Raw genomic sequence first — 14,495 nt, 5'->3', positions numbered from 1 at the left:
CCTGTATTGATGGTTACTTCGGGGGTAACGATTGGTTGAACCGGCTTGCGGGCCGCAGCAGCAGCCAGGTGAAGAGGCTCGACGACGCCGTCGCCAGCCAGAACATGAAGAAGCCGATCGTGTAACCCAGCCCCGGAGTGATGGACACCTCGGGGAAGGTCATGTCGCGCAGTTGCAAGGGATCGACGAGGGCGAAGAAGACCATCGTGGCGACCCCGGCGGCAAAAAAACTCGGCCAGAGGATCGCCCCCACCCGCTGCGCCATCGGACGGGGCGGGTGGTCCATTGCAGTGGGCCGGGCGTACTGGCTCATTGGGTCGCCTTGCTGTCCGCCGGCGTGTTGGACAGCGACCAGACGTAGGCCGCGACCAGACGCGTGCGCGTCTCGCCCAAAAGGTCACGGTGCGCCGGCATCACGCCATGGCGCCCGTTCGCAATCGTCTCGTAGAGGCTTTCCTTGCTGTCGCCGTACATCCAGTAACCGTCCGTCAGGTCGGGAGCGCCCAGCGCCTGGTTGCCCTTGCCCTCGACCCCGTGGCAGGCCACGCAGACACCGTCATACAGCTTCTTGCCACGCGCGGCCATGAAGTCGCTGCGGGATGCCTGATCAGCGCCAAGCGTGCGCACATAGGCGATCACGTAGTCGATTGCGTTCTCTCCACCCATGCCGGTCAGTACCTTGCCCCACTCGGGCATCACGCCTTCACGGCCGTCAAGAATGGTCTCCAGGATTGTTTCCGGTTCGCCACCCCAATGCCAGATGTCATCGGTCAGGTTCGGGTAGCCGATGGCCCCCTGGGCGGACGAGCCGTGGCAGGTCGCGCAGGTGTTGGCAAAGATCGATCGGCCCAGGTTCAGCGCGACCGGATCACCGGCAAGCTGGTTGATCGGCTGACCCTCGTAGGGACGGAAGGTCTCGGCCAGGGTCTCGTCCCAAACCGCCTTGTCCTGCGCGTGCTCGGTTTTCGAGGTCCAGCCGCTGTAGCCGGGGTACTTGCCCAGGCCGCCGTACCAGAAGAAGTAGGCAAACCCGAACGCGATGCTGATGTAGAAGCCCTGGATCCACCAGCGCGGCATCGGCTTGTTGTACTCGGTGATGTCCTCGTCCCAGTAATGACTGGTCTCCTCGGGCTTGGGATCCCCGGGGCGGCGCTTGGAGGTCCACCACAGCAGCCAGGTGATCCCGAGCAGGTTGAGTGCCGCCAGGGCAATGACATACCACGACCAGCTGGTGCTCATGCGTCCTGTTTCCTTGCGTCGTTGGCGGCGTTGGCGATCTCGCCCGGTTCGTCTTCGAGTGCCAGACGGGCGGTCTCGTCAAATGACGCCTTGTTCTCCGGGCGCCAGGCCCAGACCCAGATGCCGATGAAAACCAGCATCAGGAATAGGGTGATGAATCCAGAAAGCATGACTCAACCTCCGCGCGGCGCGTGCAGGCCGAGGCCCTGCAGATAGGCGACGACGGCGTCCAGTTCGGTCTTCCCGGCCACGTCCTCGGCGGCGCTGGCGACCTCCTCGTCGGTGTAGGGGTCGCCCAGCCGCTGCAGCGCCTTCATGTGACGGGTGATCTTCTCGCCGCTGACCTCGTTCTTTGCCAGCCACGGGAAGGCCGGCATGTTCGATTCGGGCACCAGCGCGCGCGGGTCGACCATGTGCACGCGATGCCAGTCGTCGGAGTAACGGCCACCGATCCGGGCCAGGTCAGGCCCGGTGCGCTTGGAGCCCCACTGGAACGGACGGTCGTACACCGACTCCCCGGCCAGCGAATAGTGGCCGTAGCGCTCGGTCTCGAAGCGCAGCGTGCGGATCATCTGCGAGTGGCAGTTGTAGCAGCCCTCGCGGACATACACGTCGCGCCCGGCCAGCTGCAGCGCCGGGTAGGGCTTGACGCCGGGCAGTGGCTTGATCGCCTCGGCCTGGTACATCAGCGGCACGATCTCCGCCAGTCCACCCAGCGACACCGCGACGGCCACCAGCACTGCCAGCAGGCCGACGTTCTTCTCGATCTTCTCGTGTCCAAAAGCCATTTTTTCGTCCTCAGCCCTTTGCCGCTGCCGCGTGCGGCGGCAGGACCGGGTGTGCGGCGGGTGCGAGCACGTTCTGACGCGTGCGCCACATGTTCCAAGACATCAGGCAGATGCCTGCCAGCACCATCACCCCGCCCAGCAGGCGGCCCAGGTAGTACGGATAGGTGACAGCGAGCGACTCGACGAAGCTGTAGGTCAGCGTGCCGTCGGCGTTGGTCGCGCGCCACATCAGGCCCTGGGTGATTCCGGCGATCCACATCGAGGCGATGTAGAACACCACCCCGATCGTGTGCAGCCAGAAGTGCGCGTCGATCCACTTGATCGAGTACATCTCCTTGGCGCCGATCAGGCGCGGGTAGAGGGAGTACAGCGAGCCAAACGAGATCATCGCTACCCAGCCCAGGGTACCGGCGTGGACGTGGCCCACGGTCCAGTCGGTGTAGTGGCTGAGCGAGTTGACGGTCTTGATCGACAGCAACGGACCTTCAAACGTCGCGATCATGTAGAAGCTGATGGCGACGATGAGGAACTTCAGGATCGGGTCGGTGCGCAGTTTGTGCCACACACCCGACAGGGTCAGGATGCCGTTCATCGCGCCGCCCCAACTGGGTGCCAGCAGGATCACCGAGAACACCATGCCCACCGACTGCGCCCAGTCGGGCAGCGCGGTGTAGTGCAGATGGTGCGGGCCGGCCCACATGTAGACCGAGATCAGCGCCCAGAAGTGGACGATCGACAGCCGGTAGGAGTAGATCGGGCGCTGGGCCTGCTTGGGCACGAAGTAATACATCATCGCCAGGTAGCCAACCGTCAGCAGGAACGCCACCGCGTTGTGCCCGTACCACCACTGCGCCATCGCATCCACGGCGCCGGTGTAGAGCGAGTAGGACTTGAACAGGCCGGCCGGCATCGCCAGGTTGTTGACGATGTGCAGCATGCACACGCCGATGATGTACGCGCCGTAGAACCAGTTGGCGACGTAGATATGCTTTACCTTGCGCTTGGCGATGGTGCCGAAGAACAACCACCCATAGGCCACCCAGACGACGGCGATCAGGATGTCGATCGGCCATTCCAGCTCGGCGTATTCCTTGCTCTGGGTGATTCCCAGCGGCAGGGTGATCACCGCGCTGACCATGGCCAGCTGCCAGCCCCAGAAGACGAAGCTGGCGAGTTTGTCCGACAGCAGGCGAACATGGCAGGTGCGCTGGACCACGTACAGGCTGGTGGCAAACAGCACCGAGCCGCCGAAGGCGAAGATCACCCCGTTGGTGTGCAGCGGCCGCAGGCGGCCGTAGCTGAGCCACGGGGTGTCGAAGTTCAGCGCCGGCCAGTACAGCTGGGCGGCGATGAACACGCCGACCGCCATGCCCACGATGCCCCAGAACATCGTCGCCACCACGAACTGGTGAACGACCTTGTCGTTGTAGTAGCCGCGAGGCGCTGCGGCCTCGGGTACGCCGGGAGCGCCCGGCCTTGCCACGGCATCCTGATGCACAGTCATGAATGGACCTTCATTTGCGTTAGCACCTATTTTCCCGAATACAACTTGACGGGTACTTGATCTGGATCAATCTGGTGGGGTGCGGTGGGTGGTAATGGCTTGCCAGCGGGATGCCGGCGCCGACCACTTCCCGGTGATTCCGTGGCTGGTCCTGGCGCGCACCGGTATCAACACGGGCGAACGGACAAAGCGCCGCTCGTGATGGACCGGCTGGGCGCGTCGACTGCCCGCCGTCCTGCCGCCGCTGGAGACCAGCACTGCATGCGGGCAGGTACGGACATTGTAGATGATCGCGTCAGTGAAACGCAGCCATGCCCGACGCCGGCGCAGCGGGACGCTGTGCCGGATCTGGCGGGTCCGCCTTCAATCAGCCGGGCTGGCGGCTTACTTCAGCGCCTTGCGCACTGCCTCGACGAACTCCGGATCGGGCTTGCTGCCCATCTTCTCGGTACGCGCCAGGATGCGGCCCTCGCCGTCGAGCAGGACCAGGGCGCTGGTGTGGTTGAACTCGCCGTCGGCCAACGCGCGATAGCGGATGTTGAGCACGCCGGCCACCGAGCGGACGTCATCGGGCGCCGGACTGGCCAGGGTCCACTGCGCGGGATCGAGTTTGCGCTGGGTGGCGACCTTGGCGAGCGCCTGCGGTGTGTCCCGGGCCGGGTCCATGCTGATCAGGGTGATGCCGAGCCGAGCGCGCTCCGCGTCGCTGAGCTGCTTCTGCACCGCCTTGCCACTGTCGATGATCAGCGGGCAGATGTACTGGCAGGAGGTGTAGAACATCGACACCAACTGCGGCTTGCCGCGCCTGTCGCGCCACGCGCTGGTGCGGCCGGCCTGGTCGGTCAGTTGCACATCCAACTGGTAGACCGAATTGCCCGGCAAGGGAACCTTCTGCGCCGCGGGGGAGGCGGCGATGGCCGAAGCCGGGATCGCCACCGTGCAGCCGGCCAGCACGGCCATGGCGATGGAAAGGGCAAGTGATTTCATGGTGTGTCCTTGACGCAGCGGAAACCCAGGTTGGCGGTGGTCGCCTCGGCGCTGAGCGAGGACAGCATCGCCACGCGCATCAGTACCGCGTAGTTGTCACGGTCGTTCATGGACAGCGCGCCGGCGCCGCAGAAGCGTGCGTTGTCCGGGTCGCCCTGGTTGCGGTTGTCGGCGTCCATCAGCATCGATGAGAAGTCCTCCGTCCACTCCCAGACCAGCCCGTGCAAGTCCTGCACGCCGTAGACGTTGGCCGGTTGCAGGCCGGCGCGGGGCAGGGCGGTGTTTGACGGACGCGAGTACCAGCGCAGGATGCGTTCGCGCCAGATGCGGTCGCTGCGGGCGTCGCGCCGCGTCTCATCGGCGGCCGCGGCGTATTCCCATTCTGTCCAGGTCGGCAGGCGCGCGCCCTCGGCCGCGCAGTAGGCGTCGGCGGCGAACCAGCTGACCTGCACCACGGGCTGGTCCGGCTTGGCGGTATCGCCCAACTCCAGCGGACCGGCCCAGTGCGAGAGGTAGCGTTTCTCGGCAATGACGGTCGGCACCCGGTCGCGCCGCCACTTCGGGTTGGCCTTCACGAAAGCCAGGAAGTCGGCGTTGGTGACCGGGGTGCGCATCATCGAGTAGGCCGCGACCGGCTGTTTGCCGGGCGCGTCTTCGTAGTTCAGTGCGCTGGCAAACCTGCCGGCCGGTATCGGCAGGTAGTCCCCCTCGGCGGCGAGGACGCCGACGAAGGGGCTTGCCACCAGTACCGCGGCGGCGATCACGCGGATCACGTCAGTGGCCCGCCGAGGCGTTGGCCGGCTTCTGCGTGCGGATTTCGGCAACCTCTTCCTTGCTGATCTTGCCGCCCGGATTGTTCCAGCTGTTGAGCACGTAGGTGGAGATGTTGGCCACCTCGTCGTCGGTGAGCTGGTTCATCGGGGGCATGATCGAGTCGTAGTCCTCGCCGTTGACGGTGACCTTGCCCTGCAGGCCGTGCAGGATCACCCGCGGCAGCGATTTCGGATCGGCCTTGATGTAGTCCGACGCCGCGATGGGCGGGAACACGCCGGCCATGCCCTCGCCGTTGCCCTGGTGGCAGGTCGAGCAGGTGCCCATGAACAGTTCCTTGCCCGCCGCCATCTGCTCCTCGACGGTCAGCTCGCCACTGGCCTGGGCCTTGGCCGCCACCGCCACCGCACCCAGGCTGTCGCCGGCGCGGTCACCGAGGTACATCTCGTCGACTTCCAGACCCGAGTAGATCGCCTTGTTCTCCGGACCGTCGGCCTTGAGGATCGCCAGCGCGCCCTTGTTGAACGCGCGGAAGATGCTGTGGTCGACCAGCACGTAGCTGCCGGGGACTTCCAGGTGGAACTCCATCATCGCCGCGCCGCCCGCGGGGATCAGCGTGGTCTGCACGTTTTCCTGGTAGTTGGTGCCGCCCTCGTACCAGACCTTGTCGAAGATCTCGCCGATGACGTGGAAGCTCGACACCAGGTTGGGGCCGCCGTTGCCGACGTACATCCGCACGGTCTCGCCCACCTTCGCGGTCAGGGAGTTGTCACCGGTCGTGGAGCCTTCCGAACCGTTGAACAGGACGTAGGTCGGGTTCTCGTCGATCGCCTTTTCCATGTCGAAGGGCTGCAGGCCCTTCTCGCGGTACTTGCCGGTGGTGTAGAAATCGCCCTGCATCACGTAGTACTCGCGGTCGACCTCGGGCAGGCCCTCCGGTGGCTCGACCAGGATCATGCCGTACATGCCGTTGGCGATATGCATGCCAACCGGCGCGGTTGCGCAGTGGTAGACGAACAGGCCGGCGTTGAGCGCCTTGAAGGTGAACTGGGTGCGGTGGCCGGGCGCGGTGAAGCTGGATGCGGCGCCGCCGCCCGGACCGGTCACGCCGTGCAGGTCGATGTTGTGGGGCATCTTGCTGTCGGGCATGTTGCGCAGGTGGAACTCGACCGTATCGCCCTGGCGCACGCGGATGAAGCTGCCCGGCACGGTGCCGCCGAAGGTCCAGAAGGTGTAGTCCACGCCTTCGGAGATCGGCATGACCTTCTCGATCACGTCCAGCTCGACGATCACCTTGGCCGGCGCGGTGCGCCCGGTGGCCGGCGGCACCATCGGCGGGCTGGTCAGGATGGCGTTGACCGGCTCGCCCTGCGGCGGGCCGAAGTCGCCCTTGCGGGAGCCGACGATCCTGTCCTGGCTGGCGTCGGCCGCCGGCGTGTCGGACGACGGGCTGGAGCGGTCACAGGCGGGCAATGCCAGTGCCAGTGCCGCCAGCAGCGGTATCAAGTAGACGTTCTTGCGCTTCATCCGGGGCTCTCTGTGGTGGTTTGATGGGTGATGCCTGTAGCGGCGTCGGGACCCTTGCAGGGTTGGTCCGGGCGCGCGCTGGATTTGGGACAAGGGTTGCAGCTACCGTGACGGCGAATTTGATCAGGATCAAATTTCGCCCTGCTGTTGGCGTATTTTCGAACCGGTCTTGACCGGGATCAGGTCAAGCCGCTTTTGTCGGCGGGACGCTTGCCGTCGCGGACTGGCAGCGTACGATCAAACAGTACGGTTGCGTACGTATCCGCGGATTGACCGCAGTCAACACATTTCTTTCGCCAAACCGGCAGAATCCAAGGTTTCCCCTGCGCTGTGTGACTACATGAATCGACCTTCTTCCTTTGATCGCGAGCAGCTTCTGTCCTGCGCCCGCGGCGAGATGTTCGGCCCCGGCAACGCGCGACTGCCGGCGCCGCCGATGCTCATGTTCGATCGCATCACCGAGATCAGCACCGAGGGTGGCAAGTACGGCAAGGGCTTCGTCCGCGCCGAGCTGGATATCCGCCCCGACCTGTGGTTCTTCCCGTGCCACTTCGAGGGCGATCCGGTCATGCCCGGCTGCCTTGGGCTGGACGCGATGTGGCAGCTGTGCGGGTTCTACCTGCCGTGGCTGGGCGCGCCCGGCCGCGGTCGCGCGCTGGGCGTGGGCCAGGTGAAGTTCAGCGGCCAGGTGCTGCCCGATGCGAAGCTGGTGACCTATGAACTGGACATCCGCCGGGTCATGCGCGGCAAGCTGGAACTGGTGATCGCCGACGGCCGCACCCTGGTCGACGGACGCGAGATCTACGTGGCCTCGGACCTGCGGGTGGGGCTGTTCACCTCGACGGAGGGGTTCTGAGCATGGGCGGTGTGGCAAACAGGCGCGTGGTGGTGACGGGCATGGGCATCGTGTCCTGCCTGGGCAACGACCAGGCCAGCGTGACCGCGGCGTTGCGCAGCAGCAGCCCGGGTATCCGCTTCATCCCCGAGTACGCCGAACTGGGCCTGCGCAGCCAGGTCGCCGGCGAGCCGCAGATCGATCTCACCGAGGAGATCGACCGCAAGGTCAAGCGCTTCATGGGCGACGCGGCCGGGTTCGCCTACGTCGCGATGCGCGATGCGATTGCGGATGCCGGGCTCAGCGACGAGATGGTGCACGACGTGCGCACCGGGCTGATCGCCGGGTCCGGTGGCGGATCGCCGCAGTGGCAGATCGAGACCGGCGACCTGCTGCGCAACCGCGGGGTGCGCAAGGTCGGTCCGTACATGGTGCCGCGCACGATGGGTTCGACCGTGTCGGCGACGCTGTCGACCGCATTCGGTATCCGCGGCCTGAGCTATTCGATCTCCGCTGCCTGCGCGACCTCCGCGCACTGCATCGGCGCCGGGGCGGACCTGATCCGCCACGGCGCGCAGGACATCATCATTGCCGGCGGCGGCGAGGAACTGCACTGGGGCATGACTTCGCAGTTCGATGCGATGGGCGCACTGTCGACCAAGCGCAACGACACTCCGGAAAAGGCCTCGCGTCCCTACGACGCGGACCGCGATGGCTTCGTCATCGCCGGCGGTGGCGGCATGCTGGTGCTGGAGGAGTACGAGCACGCGGTCGCCCGCGGCGCGAACATCATTGCCGAGCTGGTTGGCTACGGCGTGACCTCCGATGGCGTCGACATGGTCGCCCCGTCGGGCGAAGGGGCCGTGCGCTGCATGCAGATGGCCATGGCCGGCATCCACGGCACCCCGGTCGGCAAGGTGGACTACCTCAACACCCACGGCACCTCCACGCCGGTCGGCGACGTGGTCGAGCTGCAGTCGATCCGCACCGTGTTCGGTGACGACGTGCCGCCGCTTTCGTCGACCAAGGCGCTCAGCGGCCACTCACTGGGCGCCGCCAGCGTGCACGAGGCGATCTACTGCCTTTTGATGATGCGCGAGGGCTTCATGGCCGGCTCGGCCAACATCGACTACCTGGACCCGCGCGTGGAAGGCTTCCCGATCGTGCAGCAAAGCCGCGATGCGACGCTGGACACGGTGATGTCCAACAGCTTCGGCTTCGGCGGTACCAACGCCAGCCTCGTGTTCGCGCGGGTCTGATTGCGCCCCCGTTTTTCAAGGAGATGGATCGTATGAAGACACAGACCACTTTGGCCGTTGCGCTCGCTGCCGCGATCGGACTCGGCGCGGCAATCGCGCCGTCGCTGGCCCAGGCGCAGGACAAGACGCACAGCCACGCCGAGCACGAGCAGGCCAAGTCCGCGACGGCGGCGGCGCACGCGCATGGCAGCCACGCGCAAGACGCCCACGCGCACGACACCCAAAGGCACGACACCCACGCCCATGCCGACCATCACCCCGAAGCGGCGGTGATGCCGATCCCGGCCGACCACGTCAAATGGGAGCCCGACGCGCCACTGATGGAAGGTATGCGCCGCATGCGCGAGGCGATGGCCGGCCTGCATCACCACCAGATGGGACACCTGAACGATACCCAGGTCGACCAGCTGGCCACCCAGGTGGACGAGGCGGCGGCGTACATGTTCGCCAACTGCAAACTGGAGGCGGAGCCCGACGTGGCCCTGCACGGCGTCCTCGCCCGGCTGATGGCGGGCGCCGAAGCGCTGCACGCCGACCCGGCCGATCCGGCACCGGTCGCGGACATGAGCGCGGCGCTGGCGGACTATCCGCGGCTGTTCGACGATCCGGGATTCAGCGATGCGAAGACCGGCGGGGAGCACGTCGCGCACTGAGTGCTTCGACGCCGGCCCGGGCTCTGATCGGCCCGGGCAGGCCTCAGCCGGCCCGATAATGGCGCGCCGCCGTCAGTTGATCGGATGCCATTCGCCGGTGGCCAGCGTGGCGCGCAACGCGACCTGCGCCGGGGCCGGGTCGATGCCGTTCTCTGCCAGCCACGCGGGGTCGTACAGCGTCTGGTCGTAGCGCTCTCCGGGATCGCACAACAGGCTGACGATGCTGCCGCGCTCGCCGGCGGCGCGCATCCGCGCAGCCAGCTCCAGGCACGCTACCAGGTTGGTCCCCGACGAGCCGCCATAGCGACGGCCCAGCTGCTCTTCCAGCAGGTGCATCGCGGCCACGGAGGCGGCGTCGGCCACCTCGATCACCTCGTCCACCACCTCGAACAGGAAGCCCGGCTCCACCCTCGGCCGGCCGATGCCTTCGACGGCGGTCGGCTGGCTGGCGATCGCGCTGCGGTTGCGCGTGCGCCAGCCGTGCACGAAGGCGCTGCCGGCCGGTTCCGCCACGCACAGGCCGGTCTCCAGCGCGCGGTAGCGGATGTAGCGCCCGATCGTTGCCGAGGTGCCGCCGGTACCGACGCCGCAGACGATCCACGCCGGCTGCGGGTGCGGCTCGCAGGCCAGCTGGCCGATGATCGACTCGGCGATGTTGTTGTTGCCGCGCCAGTCCGTCGCGCGCTCCGCGAGGCCGAACTGGTCCAGGTGACAGGCGCCGTTGGCGGCATGCCAGGCGGCGCGCTCGTGCACCTGCGCGGGGTCGTCGACCAGGTCGCAGTGGCCGCCAAGCGCATGCACGTCGGCGATCTTGCGCGGTGCGGTCGCGGTCGGCATCACCGCGGTAAAGGGCAGGCCGAGCAGTCGTGCGAACCAAGCCTCGGAGATCGCGGTGCTGCCCGAGGACGCGTCCACCACCGGCTGGCCCGGGCTGAGCCGGCCATTGCACAGCGCATACAAGTACAGCGAGCGGGCCAGCCGATGCTTCAGGCTGCCGGTGGGATGCGCCGCCTCGTCCTTGAAGTAGAACTCGATGCCCGGGAACCCGGGAAACTCCAGCCGCAACAGGTGGGTGTCGGCCGAGCGCGCGGCTTCCTGGCGCAGGCACAACAGGGCCCGCGCGGTCCAGCTGCGCATCGTCGCGCTGTCACAGACGGCGGCCGGCGGCTTGGCCGCGCCGGCCGGGAGGAAGTCATTGCCTGGATGGAATGCGTCGGGACTCATGGGTTTGGGCTCCCCAGCAACGCCCGGATCCTTCGGCCCAGGTGTGCCAGATACAGGTCGATGTAGCTGATGCCGTTCTCGTGATCGATCAGATACGGGTTCATCAGGGTGTGACGCAGGATCACCAGCCGATCGGCATCGGTGTCCTCGTCGTCATCGACCAGTGTCGCAGGGTCCAGCTGCAACTGCGTCAGGATCCGGTTCATCTCCGTCTCGCCGAGCGCCTCCGGGCGCAGCGTGGTCATCGAGCCGAAGAACTGCTTGAGCTGGAGGGGCTGGCTGGCGTCGGCGCGCAGCTCATCGTGCAGGCGGCGGACGAAGGCGTTGGCCCGTGCCAAGTCCGCGTTGCCGGTCGGGTTGATGGCCACGCAGACCAGGTTGCTGTCGGGCGCGAAGGGCACGGTGACGCGGGCGATGCCATCCAGTTCCACGGCGAGCCGTTCGGCGCGTGCGTGGAAGGCTTCGGCGGCAAGCACCGTCTGCCGCGGCAGGCGACCGAAGTTGGCGTGGTCCAGCGGCAGCACCTTGTGGGTGACATACACCGCCGCCGCGGCCGCGCCGGATTTGGAGCCTTCCGGGACAAACTGGCCAAGTCGGCGGTAGCGGCTGAGGTAGTCGGTGGCGCGGGTGTCGTGGAAGACGTAGTCGGCAGCCTCCGCCAGCAGCGCGGTGGCGCGGTGGTCGCGGCAGATGAACGCACCGGCGCCATAGGGCAGGTAGCCCAGCTTGTGCGGATCGACGGTGACCGAGTCGGTGCGGCCCAGTGCGGCAAAAGCGGCATGCACTTCGGGCTGCGGGAAATGGGCGAAGCCGGCGCGGACCTCGTCGATGCCGCGCAGGCTGCCGTCGGGGTTACGGAACAGGGTCGCCAGGTAGCCGCCCCAGGCGGCGTCGATGTGCACGCTGAAGCCCAACCCCTGGGCCTGGAAGTGATCGCGCAGGTCGACCACCGCATCCACCGGGTCGACGGTGCCGTACTCGGTGGTGCCCAGCACGGCGACGGTCATCAGCACCGGCTGGCGCTCGCGTCGGCACTGCTCGAGCGTCTGCTCCAGCGCCTGCGCATCCAGACGCATGCCTTTTTCCGGCAACAGGCGCAGCTGTTCCCGGCCCAGGCCGAGCAGCTTCAGGCCCTTGCTCCAGGAGTAGTGAGCGGTGATCGGGGCCAGCACCAGCGGCACCTTGAGGTCGCGGTGGCGGGCGAAGAACTCCACCATCCCCAGATGCTCCAGCCGCTGGGACTGCACCGCATCGCGCCAGCGCCGGCGATCGCGCGCGGGTTGCCCGGCCAGCCAGAGCTGCCACTGGCCGAGCAGCTCGATGCCGGCGTCCGGACAGAGGTTGAACGCCTGCCAGTCATCGTCCGGCAACGCCAAACCCGGCACCTGCGCGGCACGCAGGGCGACTGGAAACGCCTTCAATGCCAGCGCCAGGCGCAGCGCCTGGTAGTTGGCCACGGTGCCGCCGGAAGTCAGGTGGCCGAACGCGCAGTCGGGGCGGTCGGTGTCATCGGGGTAGCCGAGCATCCGCGCCAGCTGCAGCCCGACCTGGACTTCCAGATCGATCGTGACGGGGGCCGCGTCCTCGCTGACATTGTTGGGGTTGTAGGGCAGGGTCAGCATCTGCGCCGCCAGTCCCGGCAGCAGCAGGTCGGAGGCCATGTGCCCGATGTAGCGTGGACTGTGGAAGGGCACCGAGCGCTTCAGCGAGGCGGAGAGCTGGTGCAGTTCGCGGCGCAGGCGCGACTCGAACGCCTTGTAGTCGGGATGCTGGGCAGCGTGGGTCGGGATCGCCGGCGGGTCCTCGGGGTGGAAGTTGCGCCGCCAGTAGACGTGGTCGCGCAGGAACTCCACGACGAGCTTTTCCAGCAGGGTGTCGTTCTCGCCGTAGGGGCCCAGGAACAGCGCATCGAGCATCGGCCGGTCCGGATCGGCGACCCCGGGCGTGCCGGCGGCGATGGCCAGGGCGTTGCCGGAAACCGCGGCAGCGGCGCGCTCAACCGAGGAAGGCATTGAGGAACCCCCAGGGGCTGTGCGCGCGCGCAATCGAATAGACCATGCCGAACGTGAGCAGGGCCGCGACGTAGAAGCCCGCCTTGGCCAGGCGGGTGCGGCCGCGCTTGATGGCGAACACGCCCAGCACGATGTAGACGACGAGCAGCAGCAGTTTCACCGTCAACCAGCCGTTGGCGAACATCGCGCCTGGCAGCATGGTCAGCAGCATCAGCGCGGCGGTAAGCAACGCGGTATCGACGGTGTAGCTGGTCCAGCGCACCGGCAGCCAGTGCGGCCAGCGCATGCCGGCCAGCACGCCGGCGCCGCGCAGGGCAAAAATCAGCCCGCTGGTGATCGCCATGGCGATGTGGATGCTTTTGATTTGCGGGTAGAACTCGATCATGGGATTTCCTGTGCGTGACTCAGCCCGGACGGCCGTCGGAGCGCGGGGCCAGGTAGATCCGCCCCACATGGGCGACCCAGGGCAGGAAGGCGACCAGCCAGCCCACCGCGGCGACCGCCTGCCACGCGGTGCTGTCGGGAAATACCTCTGCCGCTACCCGGATCACCGCCACCATCTGGATTGCGACGAAGGCGAACCAGGCCACCGGATACATCGTCAACGGCCGCCCGGCGTGACCCTCGGTCACCCGGGTCACCATCGCGATGAGGATGCTGCCGAAGAAGCCGATGAACAGCGCATGCGCCGGGCCTCGACCGAGCCAGTACACGCCTGTCATGGCATAGCTGATGCTCTGGGCGGAATACAGTGCGAATGCCAGCGGCAACCACGACAGGCCGACAAACAACACCGACAGCAGGCCCGGATTCTTTCCGCGTGGCCACCAGCGCCACACCATCGTCGCGGTCAACGCCAGCAGGGGCAGGTCGACCAGCCACAGCCAGCCGTAGAAATGAAACAGCTCCAGCAGCAGGTGGCCGATAAACAGCGGCCAGGCCGCGGCCAGCAGCCACATCGGCCGCCACGGCTGGTAACCGGGCACGACCCGGCTGGCGAAGAACGGGAACATCCGGTGGGCCACGGTGAAATACACCGGCAGCAGCAGCCCGAAGCTGCCGATCTTGATGCTGGCGAAAACCCAGACCGGCGAGGCGCCCAGGACGTAGGCACCCCACGCCAGCACGCCGAGGAAGCCCAGGCACAGCGCGGCGAAGCACGAACGCGCATGCCAGGTGGTGCCGCTCTCGCGCCACAGCAGCGGCGCCATCACCGTCAGGCCGGCGAGCCAGCCCGCGGCGGTCATCAGGACCCCGACGATGATTCCGGCCTCCCAGCCCAGCGCACCCAGCAGGGTCGCGATCTGGCCGCCAAAGATCCCCAACCCGACCGGCACGTAGCGCCAGCGGTCGATGTCCGGCAGGCCCAGCCATTTCGGGAAGGTGGTCAGCAGGAAGCCGAAGAAGAAGCTCGGCAGCACCTGGTACTGCATCACGAAGGCGTGCACCCACCCGGTGTGCAGCTGGGCATGGGGTATGGCCACAGCGGGCCAGCGGGTCCCCACCAGCCATGCCGCCCACCACGCCATGGCGATCAGCAGGTTCATCGAGCCGATGAAGAACATCAGGCGGTGCGGTGCGATGGCAAGTCGGCCCGGCGAGAGCGCAGCGGGCCTGGGTTCGGGATGATTGTCCATGGGCGTCAGTGTGCCTTTGATGGGTGCTGGCGTTATTGACCTGGGTCAGCCGGGCCGCG

Annotated in this window: 15 protein-coding genes; 3 read left to right on the top strand and 12 right to left on the bottom strand. The window is 67.0% G+C overall.

The window, feature by feature from the left end; all coding sequences use genetic code 11:
- Positions 1 to 13: 13 nt before the first annotated feature.
- From INQ42_RS10895 to nirK, 8 genes are all read right to left on the bottom strand, one after another.
- Positions 14 to 313: a hypothetical protein gene (locus tag INQ42_RS10895; protein ID WP_043957987.1), complete on the bottom strand. Its 300-nt coding sequence runs from the start codon at positions 311 to 313 to the stop codon at positions 14 to 16.
- Entirely contained in the window at positions 310 to 1,239 is a 930-nt protein-coding gene (gene ccoP, locus INQ42_RS10890; RefSeq protein ID WP_194034280.1) for a cytochrome-c oxidase, cbb3-type subunit III, read from the bottom strand. The genes INQ42_RS10895 and ccoP overlap by 4 nt, the downstream gene beginning before the upstream one ends.
- Entirely contained in the window at positions 1,236 to 1,409 is a 174-nt protein-coding gene (locus tag INQ42_RS10885) for a cbb3-type cytochrome oxidase subunit 3 (protein ID WP_084227624.1), read from the bottom strand. Before INQ42_RS10885 ends, ccoP begins: the two co-directional genes overlap by 4 nt.
- A 3-nt stretch (positions 1,410 to 1,412) precedes the next feature.
- Entirely contained in the window at positions 1,413 to 2,027 is a 615-nt protein-coding gene (gene ccoO, locus INQ42_RS10880) for a cytochrome-c oxidase, cbb3-type subunit II (RefSeq protein ID WP_194034279.1), read from the bottom strand.
- A 10-nt stretch (positions 2,028 to 2,037) separates the two neighbouring features.
- Positions 2,038 to 3,417 (bottom strand): cytochrome-c oxidase, cbb3-type subunit I, encoded by a 1,380-nt coding sequence (gene ccoN / locus INQ42_RS10875; protein ID WP_043958081.1) that lies wholly within the window; start codon positions 3,415 to 3,417, stop codon positions 2,038 to 2,040.
- A 498-nt stretch (positions 3,418 to 3,915) separates the two neighbouring features.
- Positions 3,916 to 4,518 (bottom strand): SCO family protein, encoded by a 603-nt coding sequence (locus INQ42_RS10870; RefSeq protein WP_194034278.1) that lies wholly within the window; start codon positions 4,516 to 4,518, stop codon positions 3,916 to 3,918.
- Positions 4,515 to 5,291 (bottom strand): formylglycine-generating enzyme family protein, encoded by a 777-nt coding sequence (locus INQ42_RS10865; protein WP_228064355.1) that lies wholly within the window; start codon positions 5,289 to 5,291, stop codon positions 4,515 to 4,517. The genes INQ42_RS10870 and INQ42_RS10865 overlap by 4 nt, the downstream gene beginning before the upstream one ends.
- Position 5,292: 1 nt before the next feature.
- Positions 5,293 to 6,816 (bottom strand): copper-containing nitrite reductase, encoded by a 1,524-nt coding sequence (nirK, locus tag INQ42_RS10860; protein ID WP_194034277.1) that lies wholly within the window; start codon positions 6,814 to 6,816, stop codon positions 5,293 to 5,295.
- A gap of 340 nt (positions 6,817 to 7,156) precedes the next feature.
- On the opposite strand from nirK, the gene fabA reads away from it, so the two are divergent.
- The 3 genes from fabA to INQ42_RS10845 are packed head-to-tail and all read left to right on the top strand — an operon-like array spanning position 7,157 to position 9,563.
- Complete coding sequence (fabA, locus tag INQ42_RS10855) at positions 7,157 to 7,672, top strand: 3-hydroxyacyl-[acyl-carrier-protein] dehydratase FabA (protein ID WP_193984540.1); 516 nt, start codon at positions 7,157 to 7,159, stop codon at positions 7,670 to 7,672.
- Between the two features lie 2 nt (positions 7,673 to 7,674).
- Positions 7,675 to 8,910 carry a beta-ketoacyl-ACP synthase I gene (gene fabB, locus INQ42_RS10850; protein ID WP_194034276.1) on the top strand — a complete coding sequence of 412 codons (1,236 nt, stop codon included), beginning with the start codon at positions 7,675 to 7,677 and terminating at the stop codon, positions 8,908 to 8,910.
- 32 nt (positions 8,911 to 8,942) lie between these two features.
- Positions 8,943 to 9,563: a hypothetical protein gene (locus tag INQ42_RS10845; RefSeq protein WP_194034275.1), complete on the top strand. Its 621-nt coding sequence runs from the start codon at positions 8,943 to 8,945 to the stop codon at positions 9,561 to 9,563.
- Positions 9,564 to 9,635: 72 nt separating this feature from the next.
- On the opposite strand, the gene INQ42_RS10840 is transcribed toward INQ42_RS10845, so the two are convergent.
- From INQ42_RS10840 to INQ42_RS10825, 4 genes are all read right to left on the bottom strand, one after another.
- Entirely contained in the window at positions 9,636 to 10,700 is a 1,065-nt protein-coding gene (locus INQ42_RS10840; RefSeq protein ID WP_194035870.1) for a PLP-dependent cysteine synthase family protein, read from the bottom strand.
- Between the two features lie 83 nt (positions 10,701 to 10,783).
- On the bottom strand, positions 10,784 to 12,799 hold the full coding sequence (locus INQ42_RS10835) for a pyridoxal phosphate-dependent decarboxylase family protein (RefSeq protein WP_228064354.1): 2,016 nt from the start codon (positions 12,797 to 12,799) through the stop codon (positions 10,784 to 10,786).
- Positions 12,783 to 13,184: a SirB2 family protein gene (locus tag INQ42_RS10830; RefSeq protein WP_194034274.1), complete on the bottom strand. Its 402-nt coding sequence runs from the start codon at positions 13,182 to 13,184 to the stop codon at positions 12,783 to 12,785. Before INQ42_RS10830 ends, INQ42_RS10835 begins: the two co-directional genes overlap by 17 nt.
- A 19-nt stretch (positions 13,185 to 13,203) precedes the next feature.
- Positions 13,204 to 14,436, bottom strand: a complete 1,233-nt coding sequence (locus INQ42_RS10825) for an NnrS family protein (RefSeq protein WP_194034273.1) — start codon at positions 14,434 to 14,436, stop codon at positions 13,204 to 13,206.
- Positions 14,437 to 14,495 lie beyond the last annotated feature (59 nt).

Origin of the sequence: Lysobacter avium, assembly GCF_015209745.1 — a bacterium.
Classification (GTDB): domain Bacteria; phylum Pseudomonadota; class Gammaproteobacteria; order Xanthomonadales; family Xanthomonadaceae; genus Novilysobacter; species Novilysobacter avium.
The sequence above is the reverse complement of the archived record's forward strand: the minus strand, read 5'-3'. Positions and strand labels throughout refer to the sequence as shown.